The organism is Nocardioides sp. NPDC006303, from assembly GCF_040613175.1.
In the GTDB taxonomy this organism is placed as follows: Bacteria; Actinomycetota; Actinomycetes; order Propionibacteriales; family Nocardioidaceae; genus Nocardioides.
Genome location: NZ_JBEXRR010000007.1, coordinates 145,575 through 166,313, shown reverse-complemented (window position 1 = coordinate 166,313; position 20,739 = coordinate 145,575). Strand labels below are relative to the sequence as shown.

Genomic DNA, 20,739 nt, shown 5'->3' with positions numbered 1-20,739 from the left:
CGAGCCGTCGGCGTCGTACGCCGATCGGCGATACGTGGGAAAGGACTCACGTGACTGAAACCATGGAATCCACTGCGCCGGAGCCGAACGCAGCCCCGAAGAAGCGCGGTGGCCTTGGCGGAATGCTCCTCGCCGACCTCAAGGCGATGGCGAACGGCATGGGTATCACCGGGGCGAACTCGATGAAGAAGGCCCAGCTGATCGACGCGATCAAGGCTGCGCAGAGCAGCCGGGCGCAGTCGGCGCCGGCGGAGCGGGCCGAGAAGCCTGCCGCCGCTGAGAAGCCTGCTGCCGAGAAGCCTGCCGCTGAGAAGCCTGCGGAGAAGACCGCAGAGAAGCCGGCCGAGAAGGCCGAGAAGCCCGCGGAGAAGTCCGCCGAGGCTGCTGACGCCGGTAACGAGGGCACCCAGCGCCCGCGTCGCCAGCGCAACCAGAACCAGAACAAGAGCGGCGGCCAGGGCGGTCAGGGCCAGGGCGGTCAGTCCGGCCAGGGCGGTCAGTCCGGCCAGGGCGGTCAGTCCGGCCAGTCCGGTCAGCCCGCCGGTGGTGGCCAGAGCAAGGGTCCGGCCAAGGCCGGCCAGCCTGCCGCCGAGAAGAAGAACGAGGACGCCCAGAAGGAGCGGCCGGCCGACTCGGCCGACGACGCGGGCGATGACGACGGCGAGGGTGGCAGCCGCCGCAACCGCCGCCGCCGTGGCCGCGACCGCGACCGCAACCGCCCGGGCCGCGGCGAGCCGGACACGACCGTCCTCGAGGACGACGTGCTCGTGCCCGCGGCAGGCATCCTGGACGTACTCGACAACTACGCCTTCGTCCGCACCTCCGGCTACCTGCCCGGACCGGACGACGTCTACCTCTCCCTGTCGCTGGTCAAGCGCCTCGGCCTGCGCCGTGGCGACGCGATCGTCGGCCAGGTGCGCCAGCCCCGCGAGGGCGAGCGCAAGGAGAAGTACAACCCGATGGTGCGCATCGACTCGGTCAACGGTGCCGACCCCGAGGTCGCCCGGCACCGCGTCGAGTTCGACAAGCTCGCCCCGGTCCACCCCGACCAGCGGCTCCGCCTCGAGGGCGGCTCCGACCCGGTCACCGGGCGGGTCATCGACCTGATCTCGCCGATCGGCAAGGGCCAGCGCGGCCTGATCGCCTCGCCGTCGAAGGCGGGCAAGACGACCGTCCTCCAGGCGATCGCCGGAGCGATCACCGCTAACAACCCCGAGTGCCACCTGATGGTGGTCCTCGTCGACGAGCGCCCGGAGGAGGTCACCGACTTCGAGCGCAGCGTCAAGGGCGAGGTCATCGCCTCCACCTTCGACCGTCAGCCTGCCGACCACACCGTGGTCGCCGAGCTGGCCATCGAGCGGGCCAAGCGCCTGGTCGAGCTCGGCCACGACGTGGTCGTCCTGCTCGACGGGCTGACCCGTCTGGGCAAGGCGTACAACCTCTCCGTCCCCGCATCGGGCCGGATCCTCGGTGGCGGCGTCGACTCCGCGGCGCTCTACCCGACCAAGCGGTTCTTCGGTGCGGCCCGCAACGTCGAGGACGGCGGCTCGCTGACCATCCTGGCGACGGCCGCGGTCGAGACCGGTTCGAAGACCGACGAGATCATCTTCGATGCGTTCAAGGACACCGCCAACTCCGAGCTGCGCTTGAGTGAGGAGTACGCCGAGGCTGGGATCTTCCCCGCCGTCGACGTCAACGCCTCTGGCACCCGCCGCGACGACCTGCTCTTCGCCGGTGGCGAGGGCGACGCGGTGCGCAAGCTGCGCGCCTCGCTGGCCACGCTCGACGGTGCCAAGGCCGCCTCGGTCCTGGTGGACAAGGTCACCGGCTCCGCCACCAACATGGTGCTGCTCAACGAGGTCGCCAAGAGCTGAGACGACCGTAGCGAGGTCGAGCGGCGAGCTTGCTCGTCCGCTCGCGCCGAGCGAGGGAGTGACCGCGCGAAGCGCGGAGTGCGATGTGCGTCCTGGGGCCGCCGGGAATTATTGGCGGCCCCAGGCGTTCACATACACTGAATCCTCGGTGCCGGTTCACGTCCCGCAACCTGCGGTGGCGACCCGGAACCCAATGTCTTGAGAGGAACCTCATGAAGACCGACATCCACCCGACTTACGTCGAGACCCAGGTCACCTGCACCTGCGGCAACTCCTTCACCACCCGCAGCACGGTGGCCGAGGGCGCCATCCGCGCCGACGTGTGCTCCAACTGCCACCCGTTCTACACGGGCAAGCAGAAGATCCTCGACACCGGCGGTCGCGTGGCTCGCTTCGAGGCTCGCTTCGGCAAGCGCAACAAGTAGCTCTCAACGCGCCGGCCCCCACGTGTCCGTGGGGGCCGGCGCGGCGCATTTCATCGAACTTATCGGGCAATTCCTGCACTTCCGGGGTGTTGCAACGCCCGAGAAGTGCAGGAATACCCGGTTAACCGGGTATTCCTTCCAAGCGAGAAGCGAGGCGGAGATGTCACAGTTTGAAGCGGTCGAAGGGCTTATCGAGGAGCACGAGGGCCTCGAGAAGCGGCTCGCCGAGCCCGAGACCCACGCCGACGCGCGCCTGGCGAAGAAGCTCAACCAGCGGTACGCCGAGCTGAGCTCGATCATCGACGCCTACCACTCCTGGCAGCAGCTCGGTGACGACATCGATGCCGCCCGCGAGCTGGCGGGGGAGGACCCCTCGTTCGCCGAGGAGGCCGACGCGCTGGTGCCCCAGCGCGAGGAGGCCGAAGAGCGGCTGCGTCGCCTGCTCGTGCCCCGCGACCCGACCGACGACAAGGACGCCATCCTCGAGGTGAAGTCGGGGGAGGGCGGCGAGGAGTCGGCGCTGTTCGCCGGCGACCTGCTGCGGATGTACACCCGCTATGCCGAGCGTCAGGGCTGGAAGCTCGAGTTCCTCGACGCCAACGAGTCCGACCTCGGCGGCTACAAGTCGGTCACCGTAGCGGTGAAGGCGAAGGGGACCTCCGAGCCCGGCCGGGCGCCCTATGCGCTGCTCAAGTTCGAGGGCGGCGTACACCGTGTCCAGCGGGTGCCGGTCACCGAGTCGCAGGGCCGGGTGCACACGTCGGCCGCCGGTGTCCTGGTGGTTCCCGAGGCCGAGCCGATCGATGTCGAGATCAACGACAACGACCTCCGCATCGACGTCTACCGTTCCTCGGGACCCGGCGGCCAGTCGGTCAACACCACCGACTCGGCGGTCCGGATCACCCACATCCCCACCGGCATCGTCGTCTCGATGCAGAACGAGAAGTCGCAGCTGCAGAACAAGGAGCAGGCCATGCGCGTGCTCCGCTCGCGCCTGCTCCAGGCGGCCCAGGACGCCGCCGACGCGGAAGCCTCCGACGCCCGACGCTCCCAGGTGCGCACCGTCGACCGCTCCGAGCGCATCCGCACCTACAACTTCCCGGAGAACCGCATCTCCGACCACCGCACCGGCTACAAGTCCTACAACCTCGACCAGGTCCTGGACGGCGACCTGGAGCCGGTGATCGGCAGCGCGGTCGACGCCGACCTGGCCGCCCGCCTGGCCAGCCTGGACTCCTGACCCCGCTCGCCGAGACGTCGATTTCTGGCGCCGAGGCGTCAGTTCTTGGGACCGAGAGGTCCGTAGTCCGGCGTGAAAGTTCGCTGTGGCGGTCAGAAACTGAGCATTCGCCGTCAGAGATCGACTCCTCGGCGTCAGAAACTGACTCTTCGCGGAAACTCGAAGGTCGCAGCCACTCGGTGACTGCGACCTTCGAGTTTGTCGGTGCGGGTCAGGCGTTGGCCTTCTTCTTGAAGCCCACGACGAACCCGGCCGCCTCGGCCGACTCCACGGAGTCGAAGTAGACGGCTGCCTTCGTGCGGCCGTAGTAGGGGCTCGCCGTCGTGTGGTACTTCTTCCCGCTGCTGCCCTTGATCTCGTACGCAGCATCCGAGCTGCTTCCGTCAGCAGCCGGCAGCACCGCGCCGGGGTAGGGAGCATCCTTGGTCGCGGCGGACGCGTCGGCGACCGGGGCGGCCTCCGGCTCGGACGCCACGGGAGCCTCCTCTTCCGGAGCCTCGGCCACGGCTGCGGCGGGCTCGGTTGCTTCGGGCTCAGCGGTGACGGTCTCGGTCGCGTCAGCGGCGGCAGCGGCCGCGGTGACGCTCTCGGCCTCCGCGACGACCGCAGCGGTGTCTGCTTCGGTCACGTCCTCCGTGGCGGTCTCGACGACCTCGGCCTCGACAGCAGTCTCGGCGGGCTCTTCGGCCACGAGCTCCTCAGCGACCGCAGCCTCAGTAGCAGGAGTCTCGTCAGCGGTCTCGGCCACGGACGCCTCGGCGGAGACTGCGGCAGCGGCGACGGGCGCAGTGGTGTCCTCGGCGGCCGGGTGGTCCTCGTCCGCTCGATGGGCGGCCTTGGCGTCCTTGCGGATCGGACGTCCGAAGAAGAACCAGATCAGGAGGACGAGGACGAGGATGAGTGCAAGCAGCAAAGGCCACTTCATGGGGTGTTGTTTCCTTCCGGGGGAGATCTCGGGTGTGATGGTGGGGCAGCACAGCGCCCGACGAGGTGTGCGGCCAGTCCCGCGTCCCCCGATATGACCGGAAGAACCGTTGAGGCGCCCGAACGTTACCCTCAGCCGGGTAAAGCATGACTAACACATTCAGGAGCAGTTGCCCATGACCGCCCCGCGCACACTTCTGGCAAGTGCCCGAAAGCAGCTCGCAGAGGCCGGAGTCGAGAGCCCGGACGCCGATGCGGCCATCTTGTTGGCCCATGTCCTCGACACCGACCGCAACCGCCTCTTCCTCGTCGACGATGTGGCGGAGCACCAGGAGAAGGCCTACGCGGACCTGCTCACCCGCCGCGCGGAACGCGAGCCGTTGCAGCACCTGACCGGGGTGGCGTACTTCCGGCACGTCGAGCTCGCCGTCGGTCCCGGCGTCTTCGTGCCGCGGCCCGAGACCGAGCTGCTCGCCGGCTGGGCGATCGACCGGGCCGCGAGCATCGACCAGCCCGTCGTCGTCGATCTCTGCACGGGCTCGGGAGCGATCGCGAAGAGCATCGCCGACGAGGTCCCGGGCGCCGAGGTGCACGCGGTCGAGCTCTCCGAGGATGCCTATCCCTGGGCCGTACGCAACCTGACCGGCACCGGCGTGGACCTCCGGCAGGGCGACATGGCCGACGAGTTCGCCGACCTGGACGGCAGCGTCGACGTGCTCGTCTGCAATCCGCCGTACATCCCGCTCGAAGCCTGGGAGTCGGTCGCCGCCGAGGCGCGCGACCACGACCCCGACCTCGCGCTCTTCTCCGGGCAGGACGGGCTGGACGCGATCCGCGTCCTGGAACGTCGGGCCGCCGAGCTGCTCAAGCCCGGGGGAGTGGTCGGCTTCGAGCATGCCGACGAGCAGGGCCCGGACGGCCAGAACGGTGGCGCTCCGGCGGTCTTCGCCGCCACCGGAAGATGGCAGGACGTACGCGATCACCTCGATCTGGCAGGCCGTCCGCGCTTCACGACCGCACAACTGGCAACATGAGCACTGTGACTGAGCGCTACCCGATCGCGACCGAGGACGAGCAGACCGAGGCGATCGATGCTGCTGTGGCTGCCCTTCAGGCCGGCGAGCTCGTGGTCGTACCGACCGACACGGTCTACGGCATCGCCGCCGACGCGTTCGACAAGGGCGCCGTCGCCGGTCTGCTCGCCGCCAAGGGCCGAGGCCGCTCGATGCCGCCGCCGGTGCTGATCTCCAACGTCGCCACCCTGGACGCCCTCGCGACGCGGATCCCCGACTGGGCTCGCAGCCTCGTCGAGGAGCTGTGGCCCGGCGCGCTGACGGTCGTGTTCCACCAGCAGCCGTCGCTTCAGTGGGACCTAGGCGAGGCCCGCCAGACCGTGGCCGTACGCATCCCCGACTCCGACATCCTGCGCCGCATCATCGACCGGGTCGGTCCGCTCGCGACCAGCTCGGCCAACCGCACCACGAAGCCCGCCGCCACCAACGCCGACCAGGCCGACGAGATGCTCGGCAAGATGGTCAAAGCCATCATCGACGGCGGCGAGTCGCCGGTCGGCGAGGCGTCCACGATCATCTCCGCCACAGGTGACGAGCCGAAGGTTCTGCGGGAGGGCGCGATCAGCATCGACCGGATCAACGAGATCCTCGCCGATCACGACGTCGCCATCCGTCGGCCGGGCGATCCGGACCCCGCCAACATGCCCGAGACCGACGGGCCCGAGACCGACCTGCCCGCCACGGACGCCGACACAGAAGCCTGATGCGCGCCTACGTCCTCCTCTTCCTGGTCGCCGCCGTGGTGACCTACCTGCTCACTGTCGTCGCCCGCGAGTTCGCGATGCGCACGGGGGCCGTCGCGAAGGTCCGCGACCGCGACGTACACGCCGTTCCGATCCCTTACATGGGCGGCGTCGCGATGCTGGGCGGCCTGGTGGCTGCCTACCTGGTCGCCCGTGAGCTGCCGTTCCTGGCCGATGCTCCGGACTTCGTGCTCCAGGACACCGGCGTGGTGATCCTCGCCGGCGCGCTGATCTGCATCGTCGGCGTCGTCGACGACATCTTCGAGCTCGACGCCCTCACCAAGCTGGGCGGTCAGGTGCTGGCGACCGCGATCCTGGTGGGCTTCAACCTGCAGTACAGCCTGATCACCTTCCCCGACGGCACCCAGTTCTCGATCGACCCGGCCCAGGGCGCCCTGCTCACCGGGCTCGTCGTGATCACCGTGGTCAACGCCGTCAACTTCATCGACGGACTCGACGGTCTGGCCGCGGGTGTCGTCGGTATCGGCGCGCTGGCGCTGTTCCTGTTCTGCTACCAGTTCACTCGGATCAACGACATCGGCCGCGCCTCGACCGCGGCTCTCCTGACCGTCGCCCTCGCCGGAGCCTGCGTCGGCTTCCTCATCCACAACTGGCATCCCGCCAGGCTGTTCATGGGGGACAGCGGCTCGATGCTGATCGGCCTGATCCTCGCCGCCAGCGCGGTCACCCTCTCGGGCTCCTACAACGCCGGCGGCCTGAACGTGAACGCCTTCGACGCCTCCACCGCGCTCCTGGTCACCTTCCTGCCCCTGCTGCTCCCCCTGACGATCCTGGTGGTCCCTCTCGTCGACCTCGTGCTGGCCGTCGTACGCCGCACCCGCGCCGGACGGTCCCCCTTCGCAGCGGACAAGAAGCACCTCCACCACCGCCTCCTGGAGATCGGCCACTCCCAGCGTCGTGCCGTGCTGATCATGTGGCTCTGGGCCGGTCTGATGTCCTTCGGATCGGTCTTCGTGACCCTCTACCGCGGCCCGGTCGTCATCACCGGCGTCATCGTCGCCACCGCCCTCATCGTGCTCCTCACCTTCGTCCTCCCCAAGATCCGCGGCGAGCGCACCGACAAGCTCCTCGAGGTCCCCGAGGACCTCACACCACTGGAGAACCAGACTCACTAGTGGTGCCTTGATCGATCAATTAGGGCGCCCAAAGACGCTTGTGATAGTTTTCACGAGCGTTCGGGATACGCTCCTGAACGCGTGAAATGCCCCCAGAGAGAACGGCCGCCGACGATGACGACCGCAACCAGCAAATCCAAGGTGCTGCGAGGTTCTGCCGCAGTGTCCGCAGTTGCTGTGCTCGCGGCCCTCGCGGTGGCCTTTGTTCTTGCCGGGACTGATGGTCTGACTGGTGCTGCGATCGGATCGATCGCCACCGTTGTCGTGCTGGCGGTCGGCTCTTGGGCGATGTTCTGGATCGCGGCGAAGTCGCCCGCGATGTCGTTGCCCGCCGCGGTCGGTGTTTTCACGCTGTCAGGCATGGTTCTCTTCGTTGTCCTGCTGATCGTTTCGCAGACCGGGGGAGACGCTGTCGTACGTCCGGCAGCCTTCTCGGTCATGGCGCTCACAGTCGCATGGACGACCACGTTCGCGTTCCTGGTGCGACGCGAGCGAATCCCGCTCTTCGACCTGCCCGGGGCAGACTCGTGACCCGCCAGTAGCGCCTGATATCGTCCGGGCCGTCGGGGGCGGCCGCCGGGATGATGCCCGAGCCTTTGAGGCTCGCCACCCAGAATCGTAAGTTCGAACAAACAGGAGACAGCGTGAAGTCGCTTGCCGCCACCGTTATGGCGTCGGAGTCGGGGCCTCATATCCCGGGGCCCGCGGACTTCTTCCTTCCGCCGATCGTCGGGTCCGGCGACTGGGCCCTGACCAAGGTGAGCCTCCTGGTCCTGCTGTCCGTCGTGATTGCTTTCGGCTTCTTCTACGCCGCCTCCCGCAAGGCCGCCGTGGTTCCGAGCCGTCTGCAGTTCGCCGGTGAGTACGTCTACGGGATGGTCCGAAACTCCATCGCCCGCGACATCATCGGGTCGAAGGACTACATGAGGTTCGTGCCGTACCTCTTCACGGTCTTCGTCTTCATCATCATCAACAACTTCTACGGGATCATCCCGTTCGTCCAGTTCCCCACGATGTCGCACATCGGCTACACGGTGGCCCTGGCGGCCATCACCTGGCTGATCTACAACATCGTCGGCATCGCGAAGCACGGTTTCGTCGGCTACCTCAAGCTCCAGACGGTGCCCAGCGGTGTGAGCGGCCCGATCCTGCTCATGATGGTCCCGCTGGAGTTCCTCTCCAACATCATCGTGCGCCCGTTCACGCTGGCCATCCGTCTCTTCGCGACCATGTTCGCCGGCCACCTGCTGGTGGCGCTGTTCTCCATCGGTGGGGCCTGGTTGATGCTGCACTACGTTCCGGTGTGGCAGGGCGTCACCGCCGGCCTCTTCGCCTTCCTGCTCGGCATTCTCGTGTCCTTCCTGGACATGCTGATCATGTTCCTGCAGGCCTACGTCTTCACCCTGCTCTCGGCGATGTACATCGCCGGTGCAGTCGCGGACGAGCACTGATCCACAGCTCGTTCCACCAGCCAAACCCAACGATGTACAACAACTGACGCAAGGCGCGTCACAACCGAAAGGAAGTCCACAATGGACGGCTCCGCAGACATGATCGGCCTCGGCCTCTCCGCTATCGGCCCGGGTGTCGGTGTCGGTCTGATCTTCGCCGCGTATGTTGCCGGCGTCGCTCGCCAGCCGGAGGCCCAGAGCCGCCTGCAGGCCATCGCGATCCTCGGCTTCGCGCTTTGTGAGCAGTTCTTCATCATCTCCCTCGCCCTCGCCTTCGTGCTCTGACGTAGGGAACTACTGAAGGTTCCGACATGATCCTTACCCAGGTAACCGCTGCGGAGACCGAGATCAACCCGTTGGTCCCGCACGTCCCGGAGATCATCCTCGGTTTCATCGTCATCGCCATCCTCTTCGTGGGAGTTGCGAAGTTCATCGTTCCGAACTTCGAGAAGGCGTACGCCGATCGAACCGCGGCGATCGAAGGCGGCATCGAGAACGCCAACGCCAAGCAGGCCGAGGCGGATGCCAAGCTCGCTCAGCTGGAGGCCCAGCTGGCCGACGCTCGCCACGAGGCTGCCCGCATCCGCGAGCAGGCTCGCGAGGAGGGCGCCGCGATCAAGGCCGAGATGCGCCTCGAGGCGCAGGCCGAGGCGGAGCGCATCATCACCGCCGGCAAGGCGCAGATCGAGGCCGAGCGCCAGGCGGCTGCTACGTCGCTGAAGACCGAGGTCGGCTCGCTGGCCACCGGTCTCGCCGGTCGCATCGTCGGCGAGTCCCTCGACGACGACGAGCGTTCCAGCCGTGTGGTCGAGCGGTTCCTCGCTGACCTCGAGGCAGGGGTTCACTGATGGACTTCCGTGGAGCGTCGGCCGACGCCGTTGCCGCCCTGACCGAGGAGCTGAAGACCGCTGTCTCCGCCTCTCCTGAGGCGGCGGCGAAGGCGGCCGACACCCTCTTCGAGGTCTCCCAGACCCTCCGTGCCGAGGCAGCTCTGCGCCGCTTCGTCACCGACGCTTCGGTGCCGCAGGAGGCCAAGACCGGCCTCGTCGCCGAGCTGTTCGGCGGGAAGGTCGACGCGACGGGCCTCGGCGTGTTCGAGTCGGCGGTCAAGCACCGCTGGACGCACGCCGGTGACCTGAGCGATGCGGTCGAGCGACTGAGCGAGATCGCCGCGGTCCGCAGCGCCGGCGGCGAGGCCAAGCGCCTCGCCGACGAGCTGTTCGCGGTCCAGCAGGCCGTGCAGGAGACGCCGGAGCTGCGCGACGCGCTCTCCGACCCGGCTCGCACGACCGAGGACAAGGCCGGACTGGTCGACACGCTGCTCGGGGGCAAGGCGCTTCCGGCGACCGTGACCCTGACGAAGCAGGCGCTGGCGGGCACCTACCGCACCGCATCGGCCGCTCTCGGTGAATACCAGAAGGTCGCGGCATCCGTCGCAGATGAGGGCACCGCGGTCATCCGCGTCGCGGCCCCGCTCTCGGAGGCCGAGACCACCCGTCTGGCGACAGCACTGGCGAGGAAGTACGGCCGTGAGGTCCACCTCAACGTGGTCGTCGATCCGGCTGTCGTCGGTGGCATCAAGGTATCGATCGGTGACGACGTCATCGACGGCACCGTCTCGAGTCGCCTCGAAGGGGCGCAGCGAGCCCTGGCCGGCTGATCCGGCACCGCGGCCGACCTCAACTGGCCGTACGACCCCTGTGTGACACAGACTGACTTGTAAGAACTGAGAGAGAAGGCACAGATGACGGAGCTCTCCATCCGTCCCGACGAGATCCGGGACGCACTGGCAAAGTACGTCGCGGACTACAAGCCGGAGGCGGCGAAGACCGAGGAGGTCGGCACCGTCGCTTCGACCGCGGACGGCATCGCCCGCGTGTCGGGTCTGCCCTCGGCCATGACCAACGAGCTCCTCGAGTTCGAGGACGGCACCCTTGGTCTCGCCCTGAACCTGGACACCCGCGAGATCGGTGTCGTCGTCCTGGGCGACTTCGACAAGATCGAGGAGGGCCAGTCGGTCCGACGTACGGGCGAGGTTCTCTCGGTCCCCGTCGGTGACGGCTACCTCGGCCGCGTCGTGGACCCGCTCGGCAACGCGATCGACGGCCTCGGCGACATCGAGACGGTCGGCCGCCGCGCCCTGGAGCTCCAGGCTCCCGGCGTGATGGCCCGCAAGTCGGTGCACGAGCCGCTCGCCACCGGCATCAAGGCGATCGACGCGATGACCCCGATCGGCCGTGGCCAGCGTCAGCTGATCATCGGTGACCGCTCGACCGGTAAGACCACGGTCGCGATCGACACGATCATCAACCAGAAGCAGAACTGGGAGTCGGGCGACCCCGACAAGCAGGTCCGCTGCATCTACGTCGCCATCGGCCAGAAGGGCTCGACCATCGCCTCCGTGCGTGGCGCCCTCGAGGAGTCCGGCGCGCTGGAGTACACGACGATCGTCGCGGCTCCGGCCTCCGACTCCGCCGGCTTCAAGTACCTCGCCCCCTACACCGGCTCGGCCATCGGCCAGCACTGGATGTACGAGGGCAAGCACGTCCTGATCGTCTTCGACGACCTGACCAAGCAGGCCGAGGCCTACCGTGCCGTGTCGCTGCTGCTGCGCCGCCCGCCGGGCCGTGAGGCCTACCCGGGTGACGTCTTCTACCTGCACTCCCGGCTGCTGGAGCGCTGCGCGAAGCTCTCCGACGAGATGGGCAAGGGCTCGATGACCGGTCTGCCGATCATCGAGACCAAGGCCAACGACGTCTCGGCGTTCATCCCGACCAACGTCATCTCCATCACCGACGGTCAGATCTTCCTGCAGTCCGACCTGTTCGCGGCCAACCAGCGCCCGGCCATCGACGTCGGCGTCTCGGTCTCCCGCGTCGGTAGCGCCGCGATGACCAAGGCCCTCAAGGGCGTCACCGGCTCGCTCAAGGTCGAGCTCGCGCAGTACCGCGCGATGGAGGCCTTCGCGATGTTCGCCTCCGACCTGGACGCGGCCTCGAAGCAGCAGCTGGCCCGCGGTCAGCGGCTGATGGCGCTGCTCAAGCAGCCGGCCTACTCGCCCTACCCGATCGACGAGATGACCGTCTCGCTGTGGCTGGGCACCTCCGGCAGCCTGGACATCGTCCCTGTCGAGGACGTGCTCAAGTTCGAGCGGGAGTTCCTCGACTTCCTGCGTCGCTCCCACGACGGCATCCTCGCCGGCATCCGTGAGTCGCTGAAGTTCGAGGACTCCACCGAGTCCGAGCTGAAGAAGGCTTACGACTCGTTCCTCAACCAGTTCGAGACCTCGGAGGGCCACTCGATCAAGCCGGGTTCCGCCAAGGAGCAGGCACTGGCTGACGAGGACGTCGAGCAGGAGCAGATCGTCAAGCAGAAGCGGGGCTGACCCATGGCCGTGTCAGTGCGTGAACTCCGCGCGCGGATCAAGTCGACGGAGTCGATGAAGAAGATCACGCGTGCCATGGAGCTCATCGCTGCGTCCCGGATCATCAAGGCGCAGCAGCGGGCCAATGCGGCCGCGCCGTACGCCCGTGAGCTCACCCGCGCCGTCTCGGCGGTGGCGACCTACTCCAACGTGGACCACCCGCTGACCACCGAGCCGGAGGCGCCCACCCGCGCCGCCGTGCTGGTGGTCACCAGCGACCGTGGTCTGGCCGGCTCCTACTCCTCGAGCGTGCTCAAGGAGGCCGAGGGTCTGGTCGAGAAGCTCAAAGCCGAGGGCAAGGAGGTCGACCTCTACGTCACCGGACGCAAGGCGGAGGCCTTCTACAAGTTCCGCGGTCGTTCCGTGGCGCAGGCCTGGACCGGCTTCTCCGACCGTCCGGAGTTCGAGGCGGCCAAGGAGATCGGCGAGAAGCTGATCGAGGTCTTCGTCGAGGGCACCGAGGCCGAGAAGGCTGCCGCTCCCGGCGTCGACGAGGTCCACGTGGTCTACACGCGGTTCATCACCATGATGACGCAGAAGCCCACCGCCGTACGTCTCCTGCCTCTGGAGGTCGTGGAGGGCACCGAGGCTCCGGCCGAGGGCGACGTCCTGCCGCTCTACGAGTTCGAGCCGTCGGCCGAGGCCGTGCTCGACTCGCTGCTCCCGCAGTACGTCGTGAGCCGGATCTGGTTCGCGCTGCTGCAGGCCGCCGCCTCCGAGCTGGCCCAGCGTCAGAAGGCGATGAAGTCGGCTACCGACAACGCCGACGAGCTCATCAAGAAGTTCACCCGGGTTGCCAACCAGGCTCGCCAGGCCGGCATCACCCAGGAGATCAGCGAGATCGTCGGTGGCGTGAACGCGCTCGCCGACGCCCAGGCTGCGAACGACTGAGAACCCACAGAAAGACTGACTAGAAAATGACCGCACAGGTTGACGAGAAGACCACGACGGGCCGCATCGCCCGCGTGATCGGCCCGGTCGTCGACGTGGAGTTCCCCGTCGACGCCATGCCGGACATCTACAACAAGCTCGAGGTCGAGGTCACCATCAGCGGTGAGACGACGACCCTGCCGCTCGAGGTTGCCCAGCACATCGGTGACGGCATGGTCCGCGCGATCTCGCTGAAGCCGACCGACGGCGTCGTACGCGGCTCCTCGGTGCGTGACACCGGTGGCCCGATCACGGTTCCCGTGGGTGACGTCACCCTCGGCCACGTGTTCAACGCGACCGGTGACATCCTCGACGTCGACCCGGCCACGGTCGAGGTCAACGAGCGCTGGGGCATCCACCGCAAGGCTCCGGCCTTCGACCAGCTGGAGTCCAAGACCCAGATGTTCGAGACGGGCATCAAGGTCATCGACCTCCTCACCCCCTACGTGACCGGTGGAAAGATCGGCCTCTTCGGTGGTGCGGGCGTCGGCAAGACCGTCCTCATCCAGGAGATGATCGCCCGAGTCGCCAAGAACCACGGTGGTGTCTCCGTGTTCGCCGGTGTCGGCGAGCGCACCCGTGAGGGCAACGACCTCATCCACGAGATGCAGGAGGCCGGCGTCTACGACAAGGTCGCCCTGACCTTCGGCCAGATGGACGAGCCGCCGGGCACGCGTCTTCGCGTGGCCCTCTCGGCGCTGACGATGGCGGAGTACTTCCGCGACGTCCAGGGCCAGGACGTGCTGCTGTTCATCGACAACATCTTCCGCTTCACGCAGGCGGGCTCCGAGGTCTCGACCCTGCTGGGCCGGATGCCTTCGGCCGTGGGCTACCAGCCCAACCTCGCCGACGAGATGGGTCAGCTCCAGGAGCGGATCACCTCGACGCGTGGTCACTCGATCACCTCGATGCAGGCGATCTACGTGCCGGCCGACGACTACACCGACCCGGCTCCGGCGACCACGTTCGCCCACCTGGACGCGACCACCGAGCTCTCCCGCGAGATCGCGTCGCTGGGTATCTACCCGGCTGTGGACCCGCTGACCTCGACGTCGCGAATCCTGGACCCGCAGTACATCGGTCAGGACCACTACGACTGCGCCGTCCGCGTCAAGCAGATCCTCCAGCGCAACAAGGAGCTGCAGGACATCATCGCGATCCTGGGTGTCGACGAGCTCTCCGAGGAAGACAAGATCATCGTCTCCCGCGCTCGCCGGATCCAGCGGTTCCTGTCGCAGAACACCTACGTCGCCAAGCAGTTCACCGGCATCGAGGGTTCGACGGTTCCGGTCAAGGACACCATCGAGGCGTTCAACAAGATCGCCGAGGGTGAGTACGACCACGTCGCCGAGCAGGCGTTCTTCATGTGCGGTGGCCTCGACGACGTCGAGGCGAAGTGGGCCGAGATCCAGAAGAGCCTCTGATGACGGACGCACTTCAGGTGGAGCTCGTCGCTGCAGACCGGGTGGTCTGGAGCGGCGGGGCCACCATGGTCATCGCCCGAACGGTCGACGGTGATGTCGGCGTCCTGCGCGGTCACGCGCCGGTGCTGTCGGCTCTCACCGAGGCGGTCGTGGAGATCACTCCGGAGGAGGGCACCGAGGTCATCGCGACCGTCGACGGTGGCTTCCTCTCGGTGGCCAACGACCGCGTCTCGATCCTGTCCGAGCACGTGCTGCTGGCCCACGAGATCGACCTCAGCCAGGCTGAGGTCGAGCTCGAGGAGGCCCGTCGCCTGCTCGGCACGAACAATGACGCCGAGAAGCGCATCCGTCGTGCCGAGGCACGCATCCGCGCTGTCGAGAAAGCCTCATAGGGAAAGAAGGGCGATACCCGGATGGCATGGTGGGAGCTGCTCTTGGTCGTTGTGGCCGCATCGCTTCTGCTTGTCCTCGCCTATGGCATCGGGATCGCCGTACGCCGCCGTCTGCTCGCTCGCAACGGCGGTGTCTTCGAACTGAGCCACCGCGTCCGGGACACCAGTCCCGGGCGCGGTTGGGTCATCGGCATCGGCCGCTACTCCGGCGATGCGCAGCTGGAGTGGTTCCGGATCTTCTCGCTCTCGCCCAAGCCCAAGAGGGTCTGGCGCCGGGTTGAGATCGTCTATGTCTCCAGCCGCTCTCCCGAGGGGATCGAGGAGCTCGTCCTCTACCCCGAGAGCCTGATCGTGACCTGCGACGTCAAGGGCGAGCACATCGACCTGGCCATGGATCAGCAGACCCTCATCGGCTTCCAGGCCTGGCTGGAGTCTCGCCCGATGCGGTCCACCTGGACCGTCTTCTGAGCGCCCCCTTCGACCCTGTCTCCGACCGTCTCCGGCACAACACCGGGGTCGGTCGGTTTGCATTCGGGGGCTTCCCCGATTGTCCGGAAGGCATTCGCGGCGGATCGTAGAGGTATGTCCTCAACTGCTCCCACTCCTGATCCCACTCAGCCGACCCCGCCCACTCCACCTGCTTCTGTCGCCGGCGACGAGCTCCGCTGCACCGATGCCGATCGCGACCGCGTGATCGACGTCCTCAAGTCCGCCTACGCCGACGGCCGGCTCGACCAGGCCGAGTTCGACCTCCGGTTCGACCTGACCATGAAGTCGAAGACGTACGCCGCCCTGGAGCCGATCACTCGCGACCTGGTCGCGCAGCCGACCCCGTCTCCGGCGCCGGCGAAGCCCGCCCGCGACCTGCTGCCCCCGCCGACCACCGAGGAGCGGCTCCTGGGCGCCCTCGCCCAGGCCACGACCCTGGTGCCGATCGTCGTCGGCCCGGCGATCCTCTACTACACCGTCGGCAAGCGTTCCGAGTTCGTGAAGCACCACGCCGCCGGTGCCCTCAACCTGCAGCTCACCCTGCTCGCCGTCACGATCGTGACCTTCGGGCTCGGTGGCGCGCTCTACGGGATCGCCTGGGTGCTCGCGGCCGCCTTCGCGGTCGTCGCGCTCGCCGGTGCCCCGCTGCGCCAGCCGTGGGTGCTGCCGATCTTCGGCCGCGGCGGGCCGTACGAGAAGAAGCGGGACTGATCCCCGCACCTGGACGCGGCCCGGGCCCCACTAGCCTTTACTCGTGACGCCTCTCCGCCGTGCCCAGGCTGGATCGGTGGTGGCGTTCGCCACCAACGGTCTGCTGTCCGCGACCTTCATCTCCCGCATCCCCGCGCTCCGCGAGAGCCTCGGTCTGAACAACTCGGCCGTCGGTCTGATGCTGCTGGCGATGGGCATCGGCTCCGTCGCCGCGCTGCCGCTCGCCGGGGGACTGGTGATGCGTTGGGGCGCCGCCCGGGTCGTACGCCGCTGCGCGGTGCTCTGTGTCGCCTCCCTGACCCTGGTGGCGATCTCCGGCAGCTGGCTGGAACAGGCGTGGCTGGTGGCGCTGTTCCTGGTGACGTACGGCGTCGGCTACGGAATCTGGGACGTCGCCATGAACGTCGAAGGCGCCGCGGTCGAGCGGCTCGGCGGCAAGACGCTGATGCCGCAGCTGCACGCGATGTGGAGCGTCGGCACCGTGCTCGGTGGACTGCTGGGCATCGCCCTGGTGGGCACGCTGCCGACCGTGTGGCACATCGCCGGGGTCGCGGCCATCGCACTGGCGGTCTGCTGGTGGGGGACCCTGGGGTTCCTCCCGGCCGAGGCGCCCCCGGAGGGGCACTCGCCGCGGCGCGAGCTGATCGCCGCCTGGCGCTCACCCCAGACGCTGCTGCTGGGGCTGATGGTGCTCGCCTTCGCCGCCGCCGAGGGGAGCGCCAACGACTGGGTCGCGCTGGCGATGATCGACGGCTACGACGTGAGCCACCGGGTCGGGGTGGCGTGCTACGCGGCGTTCGTCCTCTGTATGAGCCTGGCCCGCTTCGCCGGCGCGAAGGTGATCGACAGGGTCGGCCGGCAGCCGGTCCTGATCACCTCGGCGGCGCTGGCGGGCATCGGGATCGTACTGACCGTGTTCGCCGGCTCGTTCGGGCTCGCGCTGGTCGGGATCGTCTTGTGGGGCTTCGGCGCGGCCCTCGGCTTCCCCCTGGGGATCAGCATCGCCGCCGACGACGAGACCCGGGCTGCGGCTCGCGTCTCGGTCGTCTCCACGCTGGCCTATGCGGCCTTCCTCGGCTTCCCGCCGATCCTGGGCGCGGTGGGCGACCAGTTCGGCACCCTGAAGGCACTCCTGGTCGTCGCCGTCCTCATGCTCCCGGCTGCGGCGTTGGCTGCGACGGTGGCGCGGCGGCGGGGCGTGTAACACGCTGTTCGTAGGTCTGTCCGGTCGTTCAGATAGGGCGAGTAGTCCTACGAACGACGTGTTACACCGGAGCGACGCCCTCGGTCGGGTCAGTCGAAGAGGGCGCGGATGTCGTCGGCGCCGATGGTGGAGCCCATGGCGCCTTCGCCGTCGACGACCTTCGCGAAGAGCTCGGCCTTGCGCTCCTTGAGCTCCATGACCTTCTCCTCGATCGTGTCGGTCGAGACCAGGCGGTAGACCATGACGTGCTGGGTCTGGCCGATGCGGTGGGCGCGGTCGACGGCCTGGGCCTCGGCGGCGGGGTTCCACCAGGGGTCGAGTACGAAGACGTAGTCGGCCTCGGTCAGGGTCAGGCCGACGCCGCCGGCCTTGAGGGAGATCAGGAAGACCGGGGCGTCGCCGTCGCGGAAGCTCTCGATGACCGCGCCGCGGTCGCGGGTGGCGCCGTCGAGGTAGGCGGCGTCGATGCCCGCCTCCTTGAGCCGGGTGCGCGCCCGGCCGAGGAACGAGGTGAACTGGCTGAAGACCAGCGCCTTGTGCCCCTCGGCGGCGAGCTCCTCGATGTGGTCGACGAGGGTGTCGAGCTTGGCGGAGCCGACGTCGTCGTCATCGGGGTCGACGAGGCCGGGGTCGAGGGAGAGCTGCCGCAGCCTGGTCAGCGCGCTGAGGATCGCGACCCGGTTGTCGTTGAAGTCGTCGAGCAGGTGCAGGATCCGCTGCCGCTCCTTGGCCAGGTGGGCGTCGTAGATCTTGCGGTGCGCCGGGTTGAGGTCGACGCCGAGCACCTGCTCCTGCTTGGGCGGCAGGTCGTCGGCGACGAGCTCCTTCGTACGCCGCAGCAGGAACGGGCGCAGCCGAGTCCGGAACCGGCGCAGCGCCGCATCGTCACCCGACTTCTCCACGGGAGAGACCACCGTGTCGCGGAACAGCCGCGGGCTGGGGTAGAGCCCCGGCGCCGTGATCGAGAGCAGCGCCCACAGCTCCATCAGCCGGTTCTCGAACGGCGTGCCCGTCACCGCGAGACGCCAGCGGGCGTCGATGCGGCGGGCAGCTGCGTACGTCTTGGACTGGTGGTTCTTGACCTGCTGGGCCTCGTCGAGGACGAGACCGGCCCAGGGGCGCCCGGCGAAGGCGTCCTGCTCGAGCCGGAGGATGGCGTAGGTGGTGACCACGACGTCGGCACCCTCGCGGGCCTCGGCGACGGAGTCGATGCGCTTGCTCACCGTGCTCACTCGCAGGCCGGGGGTGTGGCGGCGGGCCTCCTGGACCCAGGCGGGTACGACGCTGGTGGGCGCCACCACGAGGTAGGGGGTGCGCGTGTCCGGCTGCGTGTGCACGGCATGGGAGATCGTCGCCAGCACCTGGAGCGTCTTGCCCAGACCCATGTCGTCGGCGAGGATCCCGCCGAGGCCCTGCTCGTGCAGGAACGCCAGCCAGTGGAAGCCGTCGAGCTGGTAGTGGCGCAGCTCGGTCGCGAGCCCGGTCGGCTCCGGCCGAGGGATCTCGCGCAGGTCCCGCAGCGCCTGGGCGCGCTGGACCCACTCGGCGGCCTGTTGGTCGACCACGCCGAGCTCGGCGAGCTCGGCCCAGACGCCGAGGTCGTGCTTGCCGACCGCGATCCCGTCGCCGGTGCGCTCGTGGAGCTGTCCGGCGGCCTCGACGACGTTGCGCAGCCGGTCTAGCTCGGGGCGGTCGGTGGTGATGTAGGTGCCGCTGGGGAGGATCAGGTGGTCGTCGCCGCGGGTCAGCGCCCCGAGTACGTCGGGAAGCGGGACGGCCTCGGCGCCGATCCGGATCACGACCTGCAGGTCGAGCCAGTCCTGCCCGGCCACGGCGGCACCGTCGGGCGAGGTGATCTCGAACGAGATCTCGGGGTCCTCGTCGGTCTCGCGGAAGTCGGGCCGCTCGACCTCGGTGACCTCGACGCCCTCGACCTCACGCAGCGCCGGCAGGTCGTGGATGGCGAGCGCGAGCGCGTCGCCGTCGCGTACCTCCTGCTTGCGGAGCAGCTCGGTGGAGACCTTCGCGCGCAGCGCGGCCTCCTCGGCCGGGTTGCGGACCAGGCCGAGGTCCTCGCGGGAGTCCACCGGGTAGTGACGTACGCCGTAGGCCCAGGTCCAGCCGAGCGTGGCATGCGTCGAGCTGCGCCAGGTGACCGTCAGGGTCAGGCGCGGTGCGGGAGGCTCCGGGATGTCGAGGGAGTCGTCGTCGGAGCGCAGCGGCACCAGCCGGGCCAGCGGGCCCAGCAGGGCGCTCAGGGTGCCGATCTCGGCCTCGGGGACGGTCAGCGGGTCCCGGGCGGTCACCAGTCGCTGCGCGTGGGTCGACAGCGGTCCGGACAGGTCAGCGAGATGGAGCACCCCGGCATCGAGCACGCCCACCGAGCGGGTCGGGCGACCGATCGGGAGCACCGTCGGGCCGGCGTAGACCCGGTCACCGTGGGCCAGGCCGAAGCGGAGGACCGCCTCGCCGTCCTCGCGGCGCAGCTCGCCGGCGAGCGAGAGCGGCTCCTCGAAGATCACCACGCCGCGTACGTTCTCACCGGGCAGGACGGTCACACCGCCGCGGATCGCGTCGCGGAGCAGGCTGACCGCGTGCTCGCCGAAGTCGGCGAGGCTGAGCGAGGAGCCACGGGCGTAGAGCAGCCGGTCGGACCGCAGCTGGCGGGCCAGCTCCTGCAGGGGGAGCAGCTGGCTGCGGGGGAAGTCCTTGCCGGGCACCGCGTTGGGGATGTTGGCCCAGTCGGCACCGGTCTTCGCCCAGCGCTCGCGGTTGCCCATGCGCATCGGGCGCAGCTCGACGGTGGGGGAGCCCGCCACGGCCGACCGCGGGCTGTGCACGTCGATCTCGAGGGCCAGCGCGGGCAGGTCGTCCTCGGGCTTGTTGTCCTCGGCGAGCTGGCCCAGGAGCGTACGCAGCTCCGTCTCCCACGACGGGCCCATCGGCGTCGCGGCAGCGCGCGTGCCGGCGAGGACCAGGCCGAGCGCGGCACCGTGCTTGCAGTTGTTGTGCACGGGGCAGCTGCATGAGCTGGTCGCCTTGACGACGCCGTTCCTGGAATCCAGGTTGAGGGTCACGCGGTAGGGAGCCGGGCTGGTGCCTCTGACCTCGGCTGCCGCTCGCAGCGCACTGCTGCCGATCTCGGTGACCCGGGGCTCACCGACCCGGCCCTGGGCCGCGTAGGCCTCGCCACGCTCGATGGTCTGGGGGTCGAAGGTCTCGCGGATCAGGTCGTTCGTGAGAGCTTCGAGCAAGGGCACCCGATCTATTCTTCCAGCATGAGGCGGGTTCTGCGACTT

General features: G+C 68.5%; 20 protein-coding genes. 18 read left to right on the top strand and 2 right to left on the bottom strand.

Annotated elements, in window-relative coordinates:
- Positions 1-62: 62 nt before the first annotated feature.
- The 3 genes from rho (at position 63) to prfA (ending at position 3,539) form a co-directional block, all read left to right on the top strand.
- Positions 63-1,874: a transcription termination factor Rho gene (gene rho, locus ABZY89_RS08475; RefSeq protein WP_355226273.1), complete on the top strand. Its 1,812-nt coding sequence runs from the start codon at positions 63-65 to the stop codon at positions 1,872-1,874.
- Between the two features lie 212 nt (positions 1,875-2,086).
- The gene (gene rpmE, locus ABZY89_RS08470; RefSeq protein ID WP_350832694.1) at positions 2,087-2,299 is read left to right on the top strand and encodes a 50S ribosomal protein L31; all 213 of its coding nucleotides are present in this window, start codon (positions 2,087-2,089) and stop codon (positions 2,297-2,299) included.
- A gap of 160 nt (positions 2,300-2,459) precedes the next feature.
- Positions 2,460-3,539 carry a peptide chain release factor 1 gene (gene prfA / locus ABZY89_RS08465; protein ID WP_355226271.1) on the top strand — a complete coding sequence of 360 codons (1,080 nt, stop codon included), beginning with the start codon at positions 2,460-2,462 and terminating at the stop codon, positions 3,537-3,539.
- A 211-nt stretch (positions 3,540-3,750) separates the two neighbouring features.
- On the opposite strand, the gene ABZY89_RS08460 is transcribed toward prfA, so the two are convergent.
- On the bottom strand, positions 3,751-4,464 hold the full coding sequence (locus ABZY89_RS08460; protein ID WP_355226269.1) for a hypothetical protein: 714 nt from the start codon (positions 4,462-4,464) through the stop codon (positions 3,751-3,753).
- 175 nt (positions 4,465-4,639) lie between these two features.
- Here ABZY89_RS08460 and prmC point away from each other — a divergent pair, with 175 nt between their 5' ends.
- The 15 genes from prmC (at position 4,640) to ABZY89_RS08385 (ending at position 17,440) form a co-directional block, all read left to right on the top strand.
- Entirely contained in the window at positions 4,640-5,497 is an 858-nt protein-coding gene (gene prmC, locus ABZY89_RS08455; RefSeq protein ID WP_355226267.1) for a peptide chain release factor N(5)-glutamine methyltransferase, read from the top strand.
- On the top strand, positions 5,494-6,240 hold the full coding sequence (locus ABZY89_RS08450) for an L-threonylcarbamoyladenylate synthase (RefSeq protein ID WP_355226265.1): 747 nt from the start codon (positions 5,494-5,496) through the stop codon (positions 6,238-6,240). The genes prmC and ABZY89_RS08450 overlap by 4 nt, the downstream gene beginning before the upstream one ends.
- On the top strand, positions 6,240-7,415 hold the full coding sequence (locus tag ABZY89_RS08445) for an MraY family glycosyltransferase (RefSeq protein WP_355226264.1): 1,176 nt from the start codon (positions 6,240-6,242) through the stop codon (positions 7,413-7,415). Before ABZY89_RS08450 ends, ABZY89_RS08445 begins: the two co-directional genes overlap by 1 nt.
- Positions 7,416-7,529: 114 nt before the next feature.
- On the top strand, positions 7,530-7,946 hold the full coding sequence (locus ABZY89_RS08440; RefSeq protein WP_350659681.1) for a hypothetical protein: 417 nt from the start codon (positions 7,530-7,532) through the stop codon (positions 7,944-7,946).
- Between the two features lie 113 nt (positions 7,947-8,059).
- The gene (gene atpB, locus ABZY89_RS08435; RefSeq protein WP_355226262.1) at positions 8,060-8,866 is read left to right on the top strand and encodes a F0F1 ATP synthase subunit A; all 807 of its coding nucleotides are present in this window, start codon (positions 8,060-8,062) and stop codon (positions 8,864-8,866) included.
- Between the two features lie 81 nt (positions 8,867-8,947).
- A complete protein-coding gene (locus ABZY89_RS08430; protein WP_008362139.1) occupies positions 8,948-9,151 on the top strand; it encodes an ATP synthase F0 subunit C in 204 nt (67 codons plus the stop codon).
- A 26-nt stretch (positions 9,152-9,177) separates the two neighbouring features.
- Entirely contained in the window at positions 9,178-9,714 is a 537-nt protein-coding gene (locus tag ABZY89_RS08425; protein ID WP_141803116.1) for a F0F1 ATP synthase subunit B, read from the top strand.
- On the top strand, positions 9,714-10,526 hold the full coding sequence (locus ABZY89_RS08420) for a F0F1 ATP synthase subunit delta (RefSeq protein WP_355226260.1): 813 nt from the start codon (positions 9,714-9,716) through the stop codon (positions 10,524-10,526). Before ABZY89_RS08425 ends, ABZY89_RS08420 begins: the two co-directional genes overlap by 1 nt.
- Positions 10,527-10,610: 84 nt before the next feature.
- Complete coding sequence (gene atpA, locus ABZY89_RS08415; protein WP_355019002.1) at positions 10,611-12,251, top strand: F0F1 ATP synthase subunit alpha; 1,641 nt, start codon at positions 10,611-10,613, stop codon at positions 12,249-12,251.
- Positions 12,252-12,254: 3 nt separating this feature from the next.
- The gene (locus tag ABZY89_RS08410) at positions 12,255-13,181 is read left to right on the top strand and encodes a F0F1 ATP synthase subunit gamma (RefSeq protein ID WP_350659686.1); all 927 of its coding nucleotides are present in this window, start codon (positions 12,255-12,257) and stop codon (positions 13,179-13,181) included.
- A 26-nt stretch (positions 13,182-13,207) separates the two neighbouring features.
- Positions 13,208-14,644: a F0F1 ATP synthase subunit beta gene (gene atpD / locus ABZY89_RS08405; RefSeq protein WP_350659687.1), complete on the top strand. Its 1,437-nt coding sequence runs from the start codon at positions 13,208-13,210 to the stop codon at positions 14,642-14,644.
- Entirely contained in the window at positions 14,644-15,036 is a 393-nt protein-coding gene (locus tag ABZY89_RS08400) for a F0F1 ATP synthase subunit epsilon (protein WP_045547377.1), read from the top strand. The genes atpD and ABZY89_RS08400 overlap by 1 nt, the downstream gene beginning before the upstream one ends.
- 51 nt (positions 15,037-15,087) lie before the next feature.
- Positions 15,088-15,504 carry a DUF2550 domain-containing protein gene (locus ABZY89_RS08395; protein ID WP_355019000.1) on the top strand — a complete coding sequence of 139 codons (417 nt, stop codon included), beginning with the start codon at positions 15,088-15,090 and terminating at the stop codon, positions 15,502-15,504.
- A gap of 114 nt (positions 15,505-15,618) precedes the next feature.
- Positions 15,619-16,236, top strand: a complete 618-nt coding sequence (locus tag ABZY89_RS08390) for a DUF1707 and DUF4870 domain-containing protein (protein WP_355226258.1) — start codon at positions 15,619-15,621, stop codon at positions 16,234-16,236.
- A gap of 43 nt (positions 16,237-16,279) precedes the next feature.
- Positions 16,280-17,440: an MFS transporter gene (locus tag ABZY89_RS08385; protein WP_355226257.1), complete on the top strand. Its 1,161-nt coding sequence runs from the start codon at positions 16,280-16,282 to the stop codon at positions 17,438-17,440.
- 89 nt (positions 17,441-17,529) lie between these two features.
- On the opposite strand, the gene ABZY89_RS08380 is transcribed toward ABZY89_RS08385, so the two are convergent.
- Positions 17,530-20,700, bottom strand: coding sequence for a DEAD/DEAH box helicase (locus tag ABZY89_RS08380; RefSeq protein WP_355226255.1), 3,171 nt, complete (start codon positions 20,698-20,700; stop codon positions 17,530-17,532).
- Positions 20,701-20,739 lie beyond the last annotated feature (39 nt).

Coding starts and splice junctions, on each gene's coding strand:
- rho (WP_355226273.1), top strand. CDS start 63: ATGGAATCCACTGCGCCGGAGCCGAACGCAGCCCCGAAGAAGCGCGGT.
- rpmE (WP_350832694.1), top strand. CDS start 2,087: ATGAAGACCGACATCCACCCGACTTACGTCGAGACCCAGGTCACCTGC.
- prfA (WP_355226271.1), top strand. CDS start 2,460: ATGTCACAGTTTGAAGCGGTCGAAGGGCTTATCGAGGAGCACGAGGGC.
- ABZY89_RS08460 (WP_355226269.1), bottom strand. CDS start 4,464: ATGAAGTGGCCTTTGCTGCTTGCACTCATCCTCGTCCTCGTCCTCCTG.
- prmC (WP_355226267.1), top strand. CDS start 4,640: ATGACCGCCCCGCGCACACTTCTGGCAAGTGCCCGAAAGCAGCTCGCA.
- ABZY89_RS08450 (WP_355226265.1), top strand. CDS start 5,494: ATGAGCACTGTGACTGAGCGCTACCCGATCGCGACCGAGGACGAGCAG.
- ABZY89_RS08445 (WP_355226264.1), top strand. CDS start 6,240: ATGCGCGCCTACGTCCTCCTCTTCCTGGTCGCCGCCGTGGTGACCTAC.
- ABZY89_RS08440 (WP_350659681.1), top strand. CDS start 7,530: ATGACGACCGCAACCAGCAAATCCAAGGTGCTGCGAGGTTCTGCCGCA.
- ABZY89_RS08430 (WP_008362139.1), top strand. CDS start 8,948: ATGGACGGCTCCGCAGACATGATCGGCCTCGGCCTCTCCGCTATCGGC.
- ABZY89_RS08425 (WP_141803116.1), top strand. CDS start 9,178: ATGATCCTTACCCAGGTAACCGCTGCGGAGACCGAGATCAACCCGTTG.
- ABZY89_RS08420 (WP_355226260.1), top strand. CDS start 9,714: ATGGACTTCCGTGGAGCGTCGGCCGACGCCGTTGCCGCCCTGACCGAG.
- atpA (WP_355019002.1), top strand. CDS start 10,611: ATGACGGAGCTCTCCATCCGTCCCGACGAGATCCGGGACGCACTGGCA.
- ABZY89_RS08410 (WP_350659686.1), top strand. CDS start 12,255: ATGGCCGTGTCAGTGCGTGAACTCCGCGCGCGGATCAAGTCGACGGAG.
- atpD (WP_350659687.1), top strand. CDS start 13,208: ATGACCGCACAGGTTGACGAGAAGACCACGACGGGCCGCATCGCCCGC.
- ABZY89_RS08400 (WP_045547377.1), top strand. CDS start 14,644: ATGACGGACGCACTTCAGGTGGAGCTCGTCGCTGCAGACCGGGTGGTC.
- ABZY89_RS08390 (WP_355226258.1), top strand. CDS start 15,619: ATGTCCTCAACTGCTCCCACTCCTGATCCCACTCAGCCGACCCCGCCC.